This is a genomic window from Hoeflea sp. 108, assembly GCF_000372965.1.
Lineage (GTDB): Bacteria > Pseudomonadota > Alphaproteobacteria > Rhizobiales > Rhizobiaceae > Aminobacter.
Window position 1 is genome coordinate 3,047,806 of sequence record NZ_KB890024.1, and the last position, 16,884, is coordinate 3,064,689.

A 16,884-nucleotide genomic window follows, 5' to 3' on the forward strand; every position below is an offset into this window, starting at 1 on the left:
TGGATGTGGCGAGAAATCCCATCAGTGCCCGCATTGCCGATGCTCTCACCATCCCACGGGATCAGTGACGGAAGCGTCCGATGTGTTCGCCATACCCTTGTCGGGGCGCGGACTGCCGGCCACATCAAGCCGTGTGGCAAGCTAGCAAGGCGGCAGCGGCGGGGTCAATGCCGTCGCTTTTCCCGGCAAAACCAGAACAAAACAGAGACGCGGCTGGCCTTTCCGCCCCGAATCACTACATTCGGGGCAAATGTCAGACTTTCCGGACGACATGCCCTTTTTCGACGAGCCCGGCGGGATGCCGCCCCGGGCTGCCAGCACGCCTGCGCCCAGCGGTATCGCCGCGCGCGCCATGGCCGCGCGGCAGGCTCCATCGGCGCCCGATTACCTCAAGGGCCTGAACCCCGAGCAGCGCCAGGCCGTCGAGACGACAGAGGGCCCGGTTCTCGTGCTCGCCGGCGCCGGCACCGGCAAGACGCGCGTGCTCACCACCCGCATCGCCCATATCCTCAGCCAGGGTCGCGCCTATCCCAGTCAGGTCCTCGCCGTCACCTTCACCAACAAGGCGGCGCGCGAGATGAAGCAGCGCATCGGCCATCTTGTCGGCGAAGCGGTCGAAGGCATGCCCTGGCTCGGCACCTTCCACTCCATCGGCGTCAAGATGCTGCGCCGCCATGCCGAGCTGGCCGGCCTGCGTTCCGACTTCACCATCTTGGACACCGACGACGTCATCCGCCTGATCAAGCAGCTGATCCAGGCCGAGGGCCTCGACGACAAGCGCTGGCCGGCGCGCCAGTTCGCCATGATGATCGACGGCTGGAAGAACAAGGGCCTCGGCCCGTCGGAGATTCCCGAGGGCGATGCCCGCTCCTTTGCCAATGGCAAGGGCCGCGAGCTCTACAGGGCCTATCAGGACCGGTTGCAGACGCTGAACGCCTGCGATTTCGGCGACCTTCTGTGCCACCCGATCCGCATCTTCCGCGCCTATCCTGACGTGCTCAAGGAATACCACAAGCGCTTCAAATACATCCTGGTCGACGAGTACCAGGACACCAATACGGCCCAGTATATGTGGCTGCGCCTCCTGGCCCAGGAGACCGGCGCTCCGGGGCAAAAGAACGTCTGCTGCGTCGGCGACGACGACCAGTCGATCTATGGCTGGCGCGGCGCCGAGGTCGACAACATCCTGCGCTTCGACAAGGATTTTCCCGGCGCCGTCGTCATCCGGCTCGAGCGCAACTATCGCTCGACCGCCCACATCCTGGGCGCTGCCGCCCATCTGATCGCCCACAATGAGGGTCGCCTCGGCAAGACCCTGTTCACCGAACAGGCCGATCCCGACGACGCCAAGGTCAATGTTCACGCTGCATGGGATTCCGAGGAGGAGGCCCGCGCCGTCGGTGAGACGATCGAGCAGTTGCAGCGCCAGAAGCACAATCTCAACGACATGGCGATCCTGGTGCGCGCCTCGTTCCAGATGCGCGAGTTCGAAGACCGCTTCGTCACGCTTGGCCTCAACTACCGCGTCATCGGCGGCCCGCGCTTCTACGAGCGTCAGGAGATCCGCGACGCCATGGCCTATTTCCGGGTCGTCGCCCAAGGGGCCGACGACCTCGCCTTCGAGCGCATCGTCAACGTGCCCAAGCGCGGCCTCGGCGAAGCCACCATTCGTCAGATCCATGACACCGCCCGCGCGCTCGGCATGCCGATGCTCCAGGCGGCCGCCCAGCTTGCCGAAAGCGATGAGCTCAAGCCCAAGCCGCGCGCCGCCCTTCGCGAGGTCGCGGCCAATTTCGAACGCTGGCAGAAGGCGCTCGACAACACCCCGCACACCGAACTCGCCGAGATCATTCTCGAAGAGAGCGGCTATACCGACATGTGGAAGAACGACCGCTCGGCCGAAGCGCCGGGCAGGCTCGAAAACCTCAAGGAGCTCATCCGCTCCATGGAGGAATACGAGTCGCTGCGTTCCTTCCTCGAGCATGTCGCGCTCGTCATGGACGCCGAGCAGGACGAGCAGCTCGACGCCGTCTCGATCATGACGCTGCACTCGGCCAAGGGCCTCGAATTCGAGACCGTGTTCCTGCCCGGCTGGGAGGAAGGCCTGTTCCCGCACCAGCGCGCGCTCGACGAAGGCGGCCGCTCGGGTCTCGAGGAAGAACGCCGCCTTGCTTATGTCGGCCTGACCCGCGCCAAGAAGAACCTGCATCTGTGGTTCGTCTCCAACCGCCGCATCCACGGCCTGTGGCAATCGACGATCCCCTCGCGCTTCCTCGACGAATTGCCCGAGGCGCATGTCGAGGTGGCGGATGCCGGCAATTCATATGGCGGCTATGGCGGCGGCAGCCGCAATCCCTATGGCGCCTCGCGTTTCGACGATGTCGGCCAGAAATCCTTCTCCAATACCTATGCCACGCCCGGCTGGCAGCGGGCGCAGCAGAACCGCACCGAGGCCACCGACCGCAACTGGGGCTCGCGCTCGGGCCACTCGGTCGAGCGCATCGGCTATGGCGAGACCGATTCCGGCTTCGGCGCCGGCCGCGGCTCGGTCAAGGGGCGCACCATCGACGGCGAACTGGTGGCAAAATCCGTCGCCACCGAACCGTCGCGCTTCAAGGTCGGCGACCGGGTGTTCCACCAGAAATTCGGCAACGGCAACATCTCGGCCATCGACGGCAACAAGCTGACCATCGACTTCGACAAGGCCGGCCAGAAAAAGGTGCTGGACGGGTTCGTGAACCCGGTGTGAGCATCCGGCGCGTTGCCATTCGACGACGCCCTGCACGAAACCTGCACGAAACTCCTGAACATATCCTCGTTCCGGCCACCATGCCTGCCCGATGCGGCGGCACATATGCCGCATGCAAACGACATCAGACATCGCTGCCCGCACGCCCCTGCAACTGCCCGTAAGGCTCCTCTCGGAAGCCTGGTGGCTGGCTGATCCAGCTCGGCCCCACACGCCTGCTGCGGTCATCCCGCTTTCCAGGGTCAAATCGACAGAACGCCGGGCCGGCGAGATGGAGCGCAGCGCATGAAGCTCTCCGCGTCTCCGGCAGCTCTATCCACCAGGATCGGCATCGTTCTGCTGCTGACGCTGGCAGCAGATTTCCTGCTGTTCAGACAGCCCTTGGGCATCTCCCTGTTCATCTTCGCGGGCCTTGTCGCCGCGGCCTTGATCGCCCTCCACCCGAGATCGCCCTACCCCGGTCCGCTCCTGGCCAAGCTGGCGATCGCCACCGCGGCCGTATTGCCGCTTGCCGAGAATGTCAGCCCGCTTTCGGCAGCGGTTTCGACTGCTGGACTTTCTGTCTTTGCCCTGTCGATCTCGGCGCGCCTGCGATCAGGCTCGACAAACGTCCTCAAGCTCGTCGCCGGATTTCTCGTGGCCGTTCCCTTCAGCCTGATGCACGACGTCCCGCGCCTGCGGAAACTGACCAGGTCCGGCAAAGGCGTGCGCTTCGCAAGTCTCGCGGCATGGACGCTCACTGTTGCGCTGGGGGGGCGTGTTCATCACGCTCTTCGGCATCGCAAACCCCGTCATCGGCCACTGGATATCGCTCATCGACCTGAGGGCCATCCTCGACCTTCTCGACATCTGGCGGCTGGCCTTCTGGCTCATCGTGATCGGGCTCGTCTGGGGCTTCCTCCGGCCGCGACTGCCTCGCTGGTGCCGCAGATACATCTCTTCCACGGTGAGAACCTCCACACCCGACCAGGACGGCAGCACGGTCTCCACCCTGCAACAGGCGATGTTCGGCACGGCCGCGATCCTGCGCGCCCTCGTCGTGTTCAACCTGCTGTTTGCCGTGCAGACCGTGCTCGACGGCGCCTATCTCTGGGGCGGCGTCGAGCTGCCCGCCGGGCTGACCTATGCAGCCTATGCCCATCGAGGCGCCTATGCCCTGATCGTCACGGCCCTGCTTGCCGCAGTCTTCGTGCTTGCCGCCCTCAGGCCCGGCAGTCCAACGTCGGCCGATCGTCGCATCCGCGCTCTTGTCTATCTCTGGTCCGCGCAGAACGTCGTGCTGGTGATATCGTCGATCCTGCGGCTCGATCTCTATGTCGACATCTATTCGCTGACCTACTGGCGCGTCGCTGCCTTCATCTGGATGGGGCTGGTGGCGACGGGCATCGTGCTGATTGTCGCCCGCATCGTGCTCGAGAAGTCGAACGAATGGTTGCTGGGCGCCAACATGCTGACGCTTTCTGCGGTTCTCTACACCTGTTGTTTCGTCAACTTCGCCGCAATCATCGCCCACTACAACGTTACCCATAGTCGTGAAATGTCCGGCAGGGGAACTGAATTGGACTGGTCATATCTGCATTCGCTCGGGCCTGCCGCGATCCCCGCGCTAGATCTGGCCTACAAACGCTCGAACGGCATGGGGGCAGACATGGAGCCAAGCTTCTGGGCGCGTTGGCGCGAAACGGACCGTTTCCGCATCGACCAGCAGAACTGGCGTGCGTGGAGCTTCCGCAACCACCGGCTCGCACGGTATCTCGGGCAGCCGCTTGTTCCCACCATGAATGCTCCGCGGTGACGGCGATGTCCCGCCACATACTCGTCGTCGACGACGATCCTCATATCCGAGACGTGATCTGCTTTGCCCTCGACAAGGCCGGCATGGAGACCGAGCCCGTGGCCGACGGCATGGCGGCCCTTGAGCGCATCGAACGCCGCATGCCCGACCTGATCGTGCTCGATGTCGGCATGCCCGAGATGGATGGGCTGGAACTGTGCCGCAGGCTCCGGCGCACCTCCGACGTGCCGGTGTTGTTCCTCTCGGCCCGCGACGAGGAAATCGACCGCATCCTCGGCCTCGAGATGGGCGGCGACGATTACGTCACCAAACCGTTCAGTCCGAGGGAGCTGGTGGCGCGCGTCAACGTCATCCTGCGCCGTGCACGCACCGCCCCCATGGATGCCGCGCCGCAGTGCCTGGCTCACGGCCGCCTCGCGCTCGATCCGGCGAGGCGGGCGGTCAGCTTCGACAATCGCGACCTCGATCTTACGGCCACCGAGTTCACCATCGTCAAGACGCTGATGGTCCGGCCGGCGCATGTGCTGAAGCGCAATCAGCTGATCGAGGCCAGCCATGCCGCCAACATCCACATTTCCGAGCGCACCGTGGACAGCCACGTCAGAAACATCCGCGCCAAGTTTGCCACATCGGGTTGCACAGACGTGATCGAGACCGTTCACGGCGTGGGCTTCCGGCTCGGGCGGTGCGGCGCGTGAACGACAAATGGCGCCCACCGATCGGCATCGTCGTGCTGGCCATCCTGATGACCGTGATGGCTCTGCCGCTGGTAGGGCTGTTCTGCTTCCAGATTTATGAGCAGCGCTTCGGCGCAGACGCCGGCGCGGCACTGGTGTCGCAAGGCGCAATCGCCGCGTCCGCCACGGTCGTCGGCGTCACCCTGCTGATCGCCTTCGTCTTCATCCGCACCATAACCCGCCCCATGCACAATCTGATGGAGCGGACCGCACGCATCGCCGAAGGCGAAGTCGACGCCGTCCGCCCGCTTGCCCATCATGGCACGCGCGAGATGGCGGAACTGTCGAAGGCCTTCCTCGACATGGCGCGCAAGCTGCAGGCGCGATCTGACACGATCCGCACTTTCGCCACCCATGTCTCGCATGAGCTGAAATCGCCGCTGACGGCTATTCAGGGCGCCGCTGAGCTGCTGCGCGACGCCGGCGACGACATGGACCCGGCCACGCGGATACGCTTCCTCGACAACATCGTCGCCGACACCGACCGGTTGAACCGCCTGGTTCGCCGCCTGATCGAACTGGCCCGTGCCGACAATCCCGGCCTGTCCGGCCAGAGCACGTCACTTGCCGAAATCCTCTGCCACCTCGCCCCTGTCGAAGGTGTCGATGTTTCGATCGTTTCGGGCGCCGACACCCGCTTTGCCATCTCGCCGGAAAACGGAGCGGCAATCCTTTCCAATCTCGTCGACAACTCGTTGCGTCATGGCGCCAGCCGTTTTGTACTGGACGCAAGCAGTTCGGACGGCATCGTCGTCATCGCTGCCGCCGACGACGGCCATGGCGTGTCGGCAAACAATCGCGAACGCATCTTCGAGCCCTTCTTCACCACCAGGCGCGAAAGCGGCGGTACCGGCCTGGGCCTCGGCATCGTGACGACGCTGCTCAACGCCCATGAGGGAACGATCCGGCTTTCGAGCGCAGAAAAAGGCGCGCGCTTCGAAATCCGGCTGCCGGCGGCGTAAGGCGCTGGCGACGCTCGTTCGCCGGCAACCCCAGGCCAAGGCTCATACGCTTGCCCCAAGCCCCCTGCCACTAATCGGTTGCCGCCCCGCCTGCGCAGGAATAGTATTAGTATGCACTAAACTAATCACGCAGGGAGGCGATGACGATGCGCCAGTATATCGACTGCCGTGAATACCCCAGCGAAATGAAGTGCACGGTTGCCATTTCGGCCGACAGCGAGGACGAATTGATCAATGCTGCCGTCCAGCACGCGGTTTCCGTCCACAGTGCCCAGGACACGCCGGCCTTCCGCGCCGAAATCAGGAAAGTGATCCACAAGGGCGCCCCGCCCAATTAGAAACGTCCTGATAGGGCGCACGCTGCTGGCATCCGGGACCCGTGTCTCAGGGTCGCATCGGTCAAATGGCATGACTGGCCGCGGCCCGCTTGTCAGGCTGCGGCGGCGAGCGACGACATTCGTGACGACCGATTCGCTCCCGGTCGCGACAATCCTACTGGCTGGGCACTGAGCGTGTTCCGGCGCGCATGTCGCGCAACCGCTCGGCGGCGGAGGCTGCAAGCTCGGCATACTGGTCTTCCAGCGCCTCGGCTGCGACCAGCACCTCCGGTTCGAAATCGTTGGCCTCGAGCACCTGCCTGAGTTTTTCGACGAACTCGGCCTGCTGCTCGAGCGCGGCAAACAGCTTCTTCACCTGGTCGCGGCTGATGTCGGGGCTGGCGAGCGTGGCTGGCACCTCGAGCGCCATCTGCGCGCCGGTCTCGGCCTGTTCGCTGAGTATCTTCAACCAGTCAGTCACAACGCACCCAAACCCCACCATGATCTTGTCCCTCCAAGGCGGGATCGTCAACCTGCAGGCGCAAAGCTGGACGCCTACCCTCTCGTCTTCCGATTGCGCTTCGCTGCCTCCTCGCATTTCTTCCTGATGTCCTCGACCTCGCTTTCGGTCAGATGCTCGATGCCGATCAGGAGATTGCGCGCGTCGCCGACGCGGATCAGCTCGTCGAGCTTGGTCTGGATGGCCGCGCTGTCGCGGTTCTGGGTGTTCTGGATGAGAAACACCATCAGGAAGGTTACGATCGTCGTGCCGGTGTTGATGATCAGCTGCCACGTATCGGAAAAGTCGAACATCGGCCCCGTCACCGCCCAGACAAGGATAACCAGGCAGCACAGCAGGAACGACAGGGGCGTGCCGGAGGCATAGGCGACCTTGTTGGCAATGCGGGTGAACAGGCGCTCGAACATCGCGGCATTTCCTCGTTTCGCAGGAAAAACCGCCTGATAGCGGCTCTGGTTCCACCCAGGCCATCGGTCACAATGCCGCCAGCGCCTCCCTGAGAACGACGGCCTGGTTATGCGTCTCGTCGCGGGCCGAATAGACCAGCGTCAACGGCCGCTTGCCGGTATGGGTCCGCAACGCTTCGAGTTGCGCGTGCTGGCCATCGAGTTCGGCAAGGTAGCGTGAGCGAAACTCATCCCAGCGCGCTGGCTCGTGGCCGAACCACTTTCGGAGTTCGGTCGAAGGCGCGATCTCCTTCATCCAGAGATCGACCGCAGCCGCCTGCTTGCTGACGCCGCGCGGCCAGACGCGGTCGACGAGTACGCGCAAGCCGTCATCGGGCGACGGTGCCTCATAGACACGCTTGATGCGGATATCAGCCATACGCACCTCCACAGACGATGGCTGGGGCGCGGCCGCAGACAGCCTAGCCCCAGCGGTCCAGAAACGCCTCGATCGGCAGCGTCTGCATGTCGGGAATGGCTTCGAACAGCCGCTCGGCGGGCCAGTCCCACCAGGCAAGCGCCTCTATGCGGACAATGATCTCCGCCGGAAAACGCATCTTCAGCCGCTTCGCCGGCACGCCCACAAAAACCTCGAACGGGGCGATGTCGCGGGTCACCACGGCGTTCGCGCCGATGACCGCGCCATTGCCGACGCTGACGCCGGGCATGACCACCGCCCCGTGCCCGATCCAGACATCGTGCCCGATGCTGACGGGCTTTGCCCTGCGACGCTCGCGAAATTCACCGTCGACGCCGAGATAGCGGAAATACTCGTTCGGCCGGTAGCTCACCTTGTGCGTCGTCAGCCGTTCCATCGGGTGATCGAGCGCGTTGATGCGCGTGTTGGCCGCGATCGAGCAGAACTTGCCGATGGTGGTGTAGATCGCCTCCGAATGGCGCTCGAAATAGGAATAGTCGCCGACAACGACCTCGCGCAGCACCACGCGCTCGCCGATGGCGACATGGCGGCCGAGCCGGCAGCCTTTCAGCTCCGAGGTCGGGTGGATGCGCGGTTCGTCATTCTTGAAGCGAAGGTCGGCTTGATCGTTCATGAGGCGGGTTTACGCCCGCCCCACACGCGCTGCAAGCTACTGCGGCTTGCCCTTGGTCCAGGTGACGTTCTGGTTGTACAGCGGTACCGTCGTCATCGACATCTTGGCCGAGCCGTTCTGCACCTGGCGCGAATGGGCGAGATAGATCAGCGTCTGGTTCTGCTTGTCGTAGATGCGGTTCACCACCTGCTCTTTCCAGATCAGGCTGATGCCCTGTTTGAACACTTCCTCGCCACCCTGCTTCAGACTGATGTCGCCGATGGTGATCGGTCCGGTCTGCTGGCACGAGATCGCCGTGTCCGACGGGTTTTCGAACCAGTTGCCCTTCTGCAGCCGGTCGATCACGCCGCGGTCGAAATAAGAAACATGGCAGGTCACGCCCTCGACTTTGGGGTCCTTGATCGCCTCGACGAGGATGTCGTTGCCGAGCCAGTCGACGCCGACCTCGCCCACCTGTTCGGCCAACGCCGGAGCTGTGGCGCCAACTGCAAGGGCGGTGGCAAGGACAAAAAGGCTGAGCCGCATGGTAACCTCCTGGGGATCTGATGCTGTCAGAACTTGGGTCCGCCAGTTGTCGGTTGCAAGGCGCAAGTCTTCGTCGCGCTCGCGAAATGGTGTTCCCAAGCACAGAGACGGCGTCAACATGTCACTTTTGGCAAAGCCCGCATCGCGCTATGAATGAGCGATGAAACAGGCTCAGCCAATATCGCTCTCGACGACCGCGTGGCTCGCGCTCGGCGCAGCAGCGTTTGCGGCCGCCTCGGGCCTTGCCTTCGCCTCCTGGCTGGACAAAGCGGGCGGAATCTTCATGTCGCTCGTCGACGCCGGCATGTCCTGGTGCTTCTGATCCCGCCGACACCCCAAACCGAAAGAACCCTCCCCCGATGATGCGCACGATCCTTGCCGGCATTCTGGTCCTCATGGCAGCCGGCGTCGGTTGGCTGACCTTCGACTGGTACCAGAAGCAGAACACCGCCCAGGCCTTCGGCGCGCCTTTCGTCCTCGTCGACCAGAAGGGCAAGGAAATCACCGAGGCGGCCTTCCGTGGCCAGCCGAGCGCCGTGTTCTTCGGCTTCACCCATTGCCCCGAAGTCTGCCCGACGACGCTGTTCGAACTCGACGGCTGGCTCAAGCAGCTCGGCGACGAAGGCAAGAACATCCGCGCCTATTTCGTTTCGGTCGACCCCGAGCGCGACACGGCCGACGTGATGAACAGCTACGTCACCAACGTGTCCGACCGCATCATCGGCATCACCGGCACGCCGGAAAAGATCGCCGCGATGACCAAGGCTTTCGGCATCTACTCCAAGAAGGTGCCGACCGAAGGCGGCGACTACACGATGGACCACACGGCCTCGGTGCTTTTGCTCAACAGCAAGGGTGATTTCTTCGGCACCATCGCCTATGAGGAGAACCCAACCGCCGCGCTTGCCAAGCTCCAGCGGCTTGCCAAAGAAGGCTGACCCTTTCGGACCCGACATGACCCAGACACGGCTGCACATCACCACCGGCCGCGAAGCCGCCAACCGCATCTTCGCCGCCCTCGAGACCGCCTTCGAGGAAGATGGCTGGCCGATCGCCGTGATCGAGGTCGACGAGGACCGCGACATCCACGAGGTGTCGCTCTATGCCGACGGCGAGGTCGAGGACATTGCGCGGCGCATGGCCGAGGTCATTGCTGAGGCGGGCCATAAGGGTCCGCTCGGCCGCGAGGTGCTGCCCGATGTCGACTGGGTGGCGAAGTCGCTTGAAGGCCTCAAGCCGGTCGAGGCCGGGCGCTTCATCGTCCATGGCGGCCACGACCGCGAGGATGTGCGCCCCGGACAGATCGCCATAGAGATCGAGGCAGGCCTTGCCTTCGGCACCGGGCACCATGGCACCACGGCCGGCTGCCTGGAGATGATCGAAAAGGTCGTGACCTCAGAGAAGCCGGTCAACGCGCTCGACCTCGGCACCGGCAGTGCTGTGCTGGCAATCGCGGTCGCCAAGCTGGCGCCGATCCCGGTTCTCGCCACCGACATCGACCCGGTGGCGACCGATGTCGCCGCCGCCAATGTCCGCCTCAACGGCGTCGAGGCCCATGTCGAGACGGCGACGGCCGAAGGCTTCGACAACCCGATCTTCGCCGCGCGCGGCCCCTTCGCGCTGATCGTCGCCAACATCCTGGCACAGCCGCTGATCCTGCTCGCCCCCGAGATGGCCGCACATCTGGCCGCCAGCGGTTCGCTGGTGCTGTCGGGCATCCTCGACCGCCAGCATGACGCGGTGCTCGAAGCCTATGTCGCGGCAGGCTTCCGCCACATAGAGACCTTCCACAGGGAAGGCTGGGTCACGATCCACCTCAAGAACTGACGCCGTTTTTGCGTCATCGCCAGGACCGCCGCCGCTGGCCCAAGCCGGCGGCGTTGCCAGTCTTTGCACGCGACGATAACGTCGCCGACAATCAAGCTCTCCCGGGAAACAACCATGTTCCAGTCCTTTGAATCATCAGGCGACCCAAGCGTCGGCAAACCGCGCGTCGCCCTGCTTCGTCAGTGGATGAAGCAGAACGGCATCGACGGCTTCATCGTGCCCCGCGCCGACGAGCACCAGGGCGAGTATGTCGCCGCCCGTTCCGAGCGTCTGAAGTGGCTGACTGGCTTCTCGGGTTCGGCCGGTGTCGCCATCGTGCTTGCCAACAGCGCCTATGTCTTCGTCGACGGCCGCTACACGCTGCAGGTGCGCGACCAGGTCGATCTCGGCATCTTCACCATCGAGAGCCTGATCGAGACCCCGCCTGCCCTGTGGATCCGCGAAAACCTCGCCAAGGGCACCCGCCTGGGCTTCGACCCGTGGCTGCACACCATCGGCGACGTCAAGGCGCTGAAGGCCTCGGCTGAAAAGGTCGGCGCAACGCTCGTGCCGCTGACAGAGAACCCCATCGACGCCGTCTGGCAGGACCAGCCGGACGCACCGCATGCCAAGGTCGAGATACATCCGGAAACTTTTGCCGGCGAGCTCGCCAAGGACAAGCTCAAGCGCCTCGCCGCGGCCATCTCGGCCGAAGGCGCAACCCACGCCGTGCTCACCGACCCATCGTCGCTGGCCTGGACCTTCAACATCCGTGGCGGCGACGTGCCCCACACGCCGCTGGCGCTCGGCTTTGCCGTGCTTGCGGCCGACGGCTCGCATGCCGTCTATCTCGACAAGCGCAAGCTCGGCCGCACCGAAGAGGCCTATCTGACCCAGCTTGCCGACATCAAGGCGCCCGCCGACCTCGAAGCCGACATCGCCGCCCTCGCCCGCTCTGGTCGGCAGATTGCGCTCGACCCGGCCCTCGCGGCCGAAAAGCTGCGCGCCCTGATCGAGGACAATGGCGGCTCGCTCATCCTGGCGACGGACCCTGCCCGCCTGCCCCGCGCCACCAAGAACAGCGCCGAGATCGCAGGCTCCCGTGCCGCCCATCGTCGCGACGGTGCCGCCGTCGCCAAGCTTCTGTGCTGGCTGGATCGCCAGGCGCCTGGCAGCATCGACGAGATATCAGTCGTCACCAGGCTGGAGGAAGCCCGTCGCCTCACCGGCGAAGAAACCCAGATGCCGCTGCGCGACGTGTCCTTCGACACCATCTCGGGCGCCGGCCCCAATGGTGCGATCATGCACTACCGCGTCTCGCGCCAGACCAGCCGCGTGCTGGCTGACGGCGAACTGTTCCTGCTCGATTCGGGCGCCCAATATCAGGACGGCACCACCGACATCACCCGGACCGTCCCTGTCGGCAAGCCTTCGGAGGAGATGCGCGAACGCTTCACGCTCGTGCTCAAGGGCCTGATCGCCATCTCGACGGTGCGGTTTCCCGCCGGCACGCGCGGCGCCGATATCGACGCGCTCGCCCGCATGGCGCTATGGCGTCACGGGCTGGACTTCGCCCACGGCACCGGCCACGGAGTCGGCTCCTATCTCGCCGTGCACGAGGGTCCGCAGCGCATCGCCAAGACCGGCATGGAAAAGCTGCTGTCGGGCATGATCCTGTCCAACGAGCCCGGCTACTACAAGGAAGGTCACTATGGCATCCGCCTCGAGAACCTGATCCTGGTGACGCGCCCCGACGAGCTGCCGGGCGGCGACATCGCCATGCATGGTTTCGAGACGCTGACGCTGGCGCCCTTCGACCAGCGGCTGCTGCGCACCGACCTTCTCACCCGCGACGAACTCGACTGGCTCAACGCCTATCACGCCCGGGTGTTGATGGAGATCGGACCGATGCTGGACGGCGAAGCGCTCGCCTGGCTGGAAAAGGCGACGACGCCCATTCCCTAGCCGAATGATTTGCTGCCGGCCTCATCTGGGGCCGGCGGTTTGCCGGCCGCTTTAGGAAGGCGGCGGCACGGTCCCTGAACTCAGCCGATAAAGTGCCGCAGCGCGATCAGGGTCACAGCCCCGGCCAAAAACATCGCCATCAGGCCGCTGCGCAGCGAAACGACTGCCGCAACCGCAAGTGCCGCCAGTTCAGCCGGTCCGGCCGACAGGGTGGCCGGCGCCACAAGGGTGGTCAGCACCGCAGCCGGCACCGCATTGAGCCCGGCTTCGACGCGCGGATGCAGGCGTTCGAAGCGTGACAGCACCAGATGGCCGCCGACGCGCGTCAGGTAGGTCGCCACCGCGCTGGCAATGATGATCCAGAATGTCGTGCTCATGAGTTGGCCTTTGCCGTGCGGACAGGCATTGCCGCGGCAAACAGCACGCCGGCAAGCGCGCCGAGCGAGACATGCCAGGGCGAACCCACGGTCTTGTAGGCAACCATCGAGGCGATCGCACTGGCAATCACGATCGGCAGCCAGCGCGGCCGGTTGCGGAAGCTCATGACGATGCCGAGGAAATAGATCGGCAGCAGGAAGTCGAGGCCCAGCGCATGGGTGTCGGGGATCAACCGTCCAAACAGCGCGCCGATGCCGCTCTCCACCACCCAGCATGTGTAGAGCGTCAGCGCCATGCCCATGTACCAGACGAAGCTGACCTTGTTGCCCTGCTCGCGAATGCGCTCGGCCTCGGCATATTGCGGGTCGGTCAGGAAGAAATAGGCGATTGCCTGCTGGACCCAGGGCCAGTGGGCGATGTGCGGGCCAATGGCGGCCGAATAGAGCACATGGCGGAAGTTGACCGCGAAGATCGACAGCACGATCAGCCACGGCGCGACGTGCTGCCCGAACAGCTCGATGCCGACCAGCTGGCTGGCCCCGCCGAAGATCGTGGCGCTCATCAAGGTGGCCTCGGCCACCGTGAAGCCGTTGTCCACGGCCAGCGCGCCGAACAGCACGGCAAAGGGTCCCGAAGCGACCACCACCGGCACGCTCATCCGGGCACCGCGCGCAAACTGCGCCAGACGATCGCTCACGCTTCAAGCCTCCCTGAAAAAGGCCTTGAATAGGTCAGTCGTTCGTCGCTGTCACATCAATTCGCTTGAGCCAAGGCATCAGCGAAACTCAGCTCTTTTTCGGCTTCCTCGGTGCCGGCTTCACCGAACAAGGCGTGTTGCCGCCCGCATGGAGACGACCGGTCGTCATATCGAGCCTGATCGGCAGGTCGCGCAGCGACGACACGTTCAGCTTGCGCGCCGCAGCCAGAGCCACCTCGCCGCATGCATGCGCATCCTCGGCCGCATTGTGGTGCCTGAACGAGAAGTCGATATGGCGCGACACCTCGTTGAGCCGGTGCGAGGCAAGCTCACGCCACACCACCTTGGCCATCTTGAGCGTGCAGACATAGTCGATGTCGGGACAGCTGACGCCATAGAGCTGATAGCTCGCCCTGAGCACGCTCATGTCGAACGACGCGTTGTGGGCGATGACGAGCGTGTCGGAAAGATCGGCCTCGAACTCCTCCATAACCTCGGGGAATTCGGCAGCGTCCTCGACATCTTCAGGGCGTATGCCATGGACGGCCATGTTGAAGCGTGAAAAGCGCATGTCCCTGGGCCGGATGAGCCGCTCCTCGACGCGGATGACCGCGCCGTCCTCGATCCAGGCAAGGCCAACGGAACACGGGCTGCTGCGCTTTTCGTTGGCAGTTTCGAAATCAATGGCAAGTGCACGCATGAAGTCGGTCAGCCCACCTGCCCGACGCGTTCGAACCACTGGTCCTCTGATATGACCTCGATGCCAAGTTCACTCGCCGTTTTCAGCTTCGAGCCGGCGCCTGGCCCCGCCACCACAAGATCGGTCTTCTTCGACACCGATCCGGCAACCTTGGCGCCCAGCTTCTCGGCCATGGCCTTGGCCTCGTCGCGCGACATCTTTTCAAGCGATCCGGTGAAGACCACGGTCTTGCCGGAGACCGGCGACGACACGTCGCCGATGCGCTCCTCGTCGAGCGGCACAACCTCGGCCAGCAACGCCTCCACCACTTGCCTGTTGTGCTCCTCGGCGAAGAACTCGACCACTGCCTCGGCGACGATGGTGCCGATGCCGTTGATCCCGGTCAGTTCCTGCCAGGCGGCATTGCCCTTGTCGCCCTTGCCCTCGGGCATCACCGCAACCATGCCCGCGGTTCGCAACGCGTCGAAGCTGATGTAGTGGCGCGCCAGCCGCTTGGCATTCGTCTCGCCGATATGGCGGATGCCGAGCGCAAACAGGAAGCGCGAAAACTCGACCTGGCGTCGGTCGTCGATCGCCGCATAGAGCTTGCGTGCCGAGGTCGCGCCAAAACCGTCGATGTTTTCGAGCTTGGTCAGCGAGCCTTCCTGGCGCCTCTTCAGCGTGAAGATGTCGGCAGGCGAGCCGATATGCAACGACGGGTCCTGCGACTGGAAGAAGAACTCGATCTGCTTTTCGCCAAGGCCCTCGATGTCGAAAGCGTTGCGCGACACGAAATGGCGCAGGCGCTCCACAGCCTGGGCCGGGCAGATCAGGCCGCCGGTGCAGCGCCGCACCACCTCGCCCTCTTCGCGCACGGCATGGCTGTCGCAGGCCGGGCAGCGCGTTGGAAACTGGTAACGCTCAGCGGCCGCCGGACGCTTCTCCATGACCACGTCGAGAATCTGCGGGATGACGTCCCCTGCCCGCTGGACGATGGCAGTGTCGCCGACGCGGATGTCGCGGCCGTCGCGGATCGGCTGGCCGCTGTTGCCGATGCCCTTGATGTAGTCTTCATTGTGCAGCGTGGCGTTGGTCACGACCACACCGCCGACGGTCACCGGCTGCAGCCTTGCCACCGGCGTCAGCGACCCTGTACGGCCGACCTGGATGTCGATGCCGAGCAGTGTCGTCGTTGCCTTCTCGGCCGGGAACTTGTGCGCAATCGCCCAGCGCGGGCTGCGCGACACGAAGCCAAGGCGCTGCTGCAGATCAAGCCGGTCGACCTTGTAGACGACGCCGTCGATGTCGTAGCCGAGCCCGGCGCGATTGGCCTCGATCATCCGGTATTGCGACAGAAGCCCGTCAACGCTGTCGAACACCTTCATCAGCGGATTGACCTTGAAGCCGTAGCGGCCAAAGGCCTGTACCATGCCCATCTGGGTATCGGCGGGCATGTCGCTCACCTCGCCCCAGGCATAGGCAAAGAAGCGCAGCGGTCGGCTTGCGGTAATCGAAGTGTCGAGCTGGCGGAGCGAACCGGCGGCGGCATTGCGCGGATTGGCAAAGATCTGCTTGCCCGCCTCCTCGTTGCGCCGGTTGAGCTCGGCGAAATCGAGATGGCTCATATAGACCTCGCCGCGCACCTCCAGCACCTCGGGAAAGTCGCCCGACAGCACATTGGGGATGTCGGCTATGGTACGCGCATTGGCGGTGACGTTTTCGCCCACCTGCCCGTCGCCACGCGTCGCCGCCGTCACCAGCCTGCCGTTCTCGTAGCGGATCGACAGCGACAGGCCATCGATCTTGGGCTCGGCGGTGATCGCCACCGGCTCGCTCGCGCCGAGCCTGAGAAACCGCCTGATGCGGCCGACGAATTCGCTGACATCCTCATCGGCAAAGGCGTTGTCGAGCGACAACATCGGCACGACATGGGTAACCTTGCCGAACTTCTCGGAAACGGCCGCGCCTACCGACTTCGACGGCGAATCCTCGCGCACCAGATTGGGGAATCGCTGCTCGATCGCGAGGTTGCGGCGGCGCAGTGCGTCATAATCCGCATCCGAAATGGTCGGCGCATCCTCGGCATGGTAGCGCAGGTCATGACCGGCGATCTCCAGCGCCAGCCGTTCGAGCTCGGCTGCGGCCTCGGCTTCGCTCAGCGATTCGACCGGCTTTTCGGACATGGTGCACTCCATCTTAGCGCGTCGGCCCGAAAATCGGACCCGATTTTCGGGAAGCACGATGCGCAGACTCAAT

General features: G+C 64.4%; 18 protein-coding genes. 9 read left to right on the top strand and 9 right to left on the bottom strand.

Annotation, left to right across the window (positions count from 1 at the left end; all coding sequences use genetic code 11):
- Positions 1-250 precede the first annotated feature (250 nt).
- The 5 genes from B015_RS0115155 to B015_RS0115175 all read left to right on the top strand — a co-directional run bounded on the left by B015_RS0115155 (position 251) and on the right by B015_RS0115175 (position 6,581).
- The gene (locus tag B015_RS0115155) at positions 251-2,749 is read left to right on the top strand and encodes a UvrD-helicase domain-containing protein (RefSeq protein WP_018428561.1); all 2,499 of its coding nucleotides are present in this window, start codon (positions 251-253) and stop codon (positions 2,747-2,749) included.
- Between the two features lie 757 nt (positions 2,750-3,506).
- A complete protein-coding gene (locus B015_RS30935) occupies positions 3,507-4,544 on the top strand; it encodes a DUF4153 domain-containing protein (RefSeq protein WP_018428563.1) in 1,038 nt (345 codons plus the stop codon).
- A gap of 5 nt (positions 4,545-4,549) precedes the next feature.
- Positions 4,550-5,242: a response regulator transcription factor gene (locus B015_RS0115165; protein ID WP_018428564.1), complete on the top strand. Its 693-nt coding sequence runs from the start codon at positions 4,550-4,552 to the stop codon at positions 5,240-5,242.
- Entirely contained in the window at positions 5,239-6,243 is a 1,005-nt protein-coding gene (locus B015_RS0115170) for a HAMP domain-containing sensor histidine kinase (protein WP_245262186.1), read from the top strand. Before B015_RS0115165 ends, B015_RS0115170 begins: the two co-directional genes overlap by 4 nt.
- A 140-nt stretch (positions 6,244-6,383) precedes the next feature.
- A complete protein-coding gene (locus tag B015_RS0115175; RefSeq protein ID WP_018428566.1) occupies positions 6,384-6,581 on the top strand; it encodes a DUF1059 domain-containing protein in 198 nt (65 codons plus the stop codon).
- 154 nt (positions 6,582-6,735) lie between these two features.
- Here B015_RS0115175 and B015_RS0115180 read toward each other — a convergent pair whose 3' ends face one another.
- From B015_RS0115180 to B015_RS0115200, 5 genes are all read right to left on the bottom strand, one after another.
- Positions 6,736-7,041: a hypothetical protein gene (locus tag B015_RS0115180; RefSeq protein ID WP_026227310.1), complete on the bottom strand. Its 306-nt coding sequence runs from the start codon at positions 7,039-7,041 to the stop codon at positions 6,736-6,738.
- Positions 7,042-7,115: 74 nt separating this feature from the next.
- Positions 7,116-7,487, bottom strand: coding sequence for a low affinity iron permease family protein (locus B015_RS0115185; RefSeq protein ID WP_018428568.1), 372 nt, complete (start codon positions 7,485-7,487; stop codon positions 7,116-7,118).
- Between the two features lie 67 nt (positions 7,488-7,554).
- The gene (locus tag B015_RS0115190; protein ID WP_018428569.1) at positions 7,555-7,905 is read right to left on the bottom strand and encodes a DUF488 domain-containing protein; all 351 of its coding nucleotides are present in this window, start codon (positions 7,903-7,905) and stop codon (positions 7,555-7,557) included.
- 43 nt (positions 7,906-7,948) lie between these two features.
- Positions 7,949-8,578: a DapH/DapD/GlmU-related protein gene (locus B015_RS0115195; protein ID WP_018428570.1), complete on the bottom strand. Its 630-nt coding sequence runs from the start codon at positions 8,576-8,578 to the stop codon at positions 7,949-7,951.
- 36 nt (positions 8,579-8,614) lie between these two features.
- Positions 8,615-9,103, bottom strand: coding sequence for a CreA family protein (locus tag B015_RS0115200; RefSeq protein ID WP_018428571.1), 489 nt, complete (start codon positions 9,101-9,103; stop codon positions 8,615-8,617).
- Positions 9,104-9,263: 160 nt separating this feature from the next.
- On the opposite strand from B015_RS0115200, the gene B015_RS33595 reads away from it, so the two are divergent.
- From B015_RS33595 to B015_RS0115220, 4 genes are all read left to right on the top strand, one after another.
- Positions 9,264-9,425: a hypothetical protein gene (locus B015_RS33595; RefSeq protein WP_018428572.1), complete on the top strand. Its 162-nt coding sequence runs from the start codon at positions 9,264-9,266 to the stop codon at positions 9,423-9,425.
- A gap of 37 nt (positions 9,426-9,462) precedes the next feature.
- Positions 9,463-10,041 carry an SCO family protein gene (locus B015_RS0115210; protein ID WP_026227311.1) on the top strand — a complete coding sequence of 193 codons (579 nt, stop codon included), beginning with the start codon at positions 9,463-9,465 and terminating at the stop codon, positions 10,039-10,041.
- Between the two features lie 16 nt (positions 10,042-10,057).
- Positions 10,058-10,930: a 50S ribosomal protein L11 methyltransferase gene (locus B015_RS0115215; RefSeq protein ID WP_018428574.1), complete on the top strand. Its 873-nt coding sequence runs from the start codon at positions 10,058-10,060 to the stop codon at positions 10,928-10,930.
- A 114-nt stretch (positions 10,931-11,044) separates the two neighbouring features.
- The gene (locus B015_RS0115220; RefSeq protein ID WP_018428575.1) at positions 11,045-12,874 is read left to right on the top strand and encodes an aminopeptidase P family protein; all 1,830 of its coding nucleotides are present in this window, start codon (positions 11,045-11,047) and stop codon (positions 12,872-12,874) included.
- A gap of 80 nt (positions 12,875-12,954) precedes the next feature.
- On the opposite strand, the gene B015_RS0115225 is transcribed toward B015_RS0115220, so the two are convergent.
- The 4 genes from B015_RS0115225 to ligA form a co-directional block, all read right to left on the bottom strand.
- Complete coding sequence (locus B015_RS0115225) at positions 12,955-13,251, bottom strand: AzlD family protein (protein WP_018428576.1); 297 nt, start codon at positions 13,249-13,251, stop codon at positions 12,955-12,957.
- The gene (locus B015_RS0115230) at positions 13,248-13,910 is read right to left on the bottom strand and encodes an AzlC family ABC transporter permease (RefSeq protein ID WP_018428577.1); all 663 of its coding nucleotides are present in this window, start codon (positions 13,908-13,910) and stop codon (positions 13,248-13,250) included. The genes B015_RS0115225 and B015_RS0115230 overlap by 4 nt, the downstream gene beginning before the upstream one ends.
- 127 nt (positions 13,911-14,037) lie before the next feature.
- Positions 14,038-14,649 carry a 3'-5' exonuclease gene (locus tag B015_RS0115235; protein ID WP_018428578.1) on the bottom strand — a complete coding sequence of 204 codons (612 nt, stop codon included), beginning with the start codon at positions 14,647-14,649 and terminating at the stop codon, positions 14,038-14,040.
- An 8-nt stretch (positions 14,650-14,657) separates the two neighbouring features.
- Positions 14,658-16,811 carry an NAD-dependent DNA ligase LigA gene (ligA, locus tag B015_RS0115240; RefSeq protein WP_026227313.1) on the bottom strand — a complete coding sequence of 718 codons (2,154 nt, stop codon included), beginning with the start codon at positions 16,809-16,811 and terminating at the stop codon, positions 14,658-14,660.
- Between the last annotated feature and the right edge of the window lie 73 nt (positions 16,812-16,884).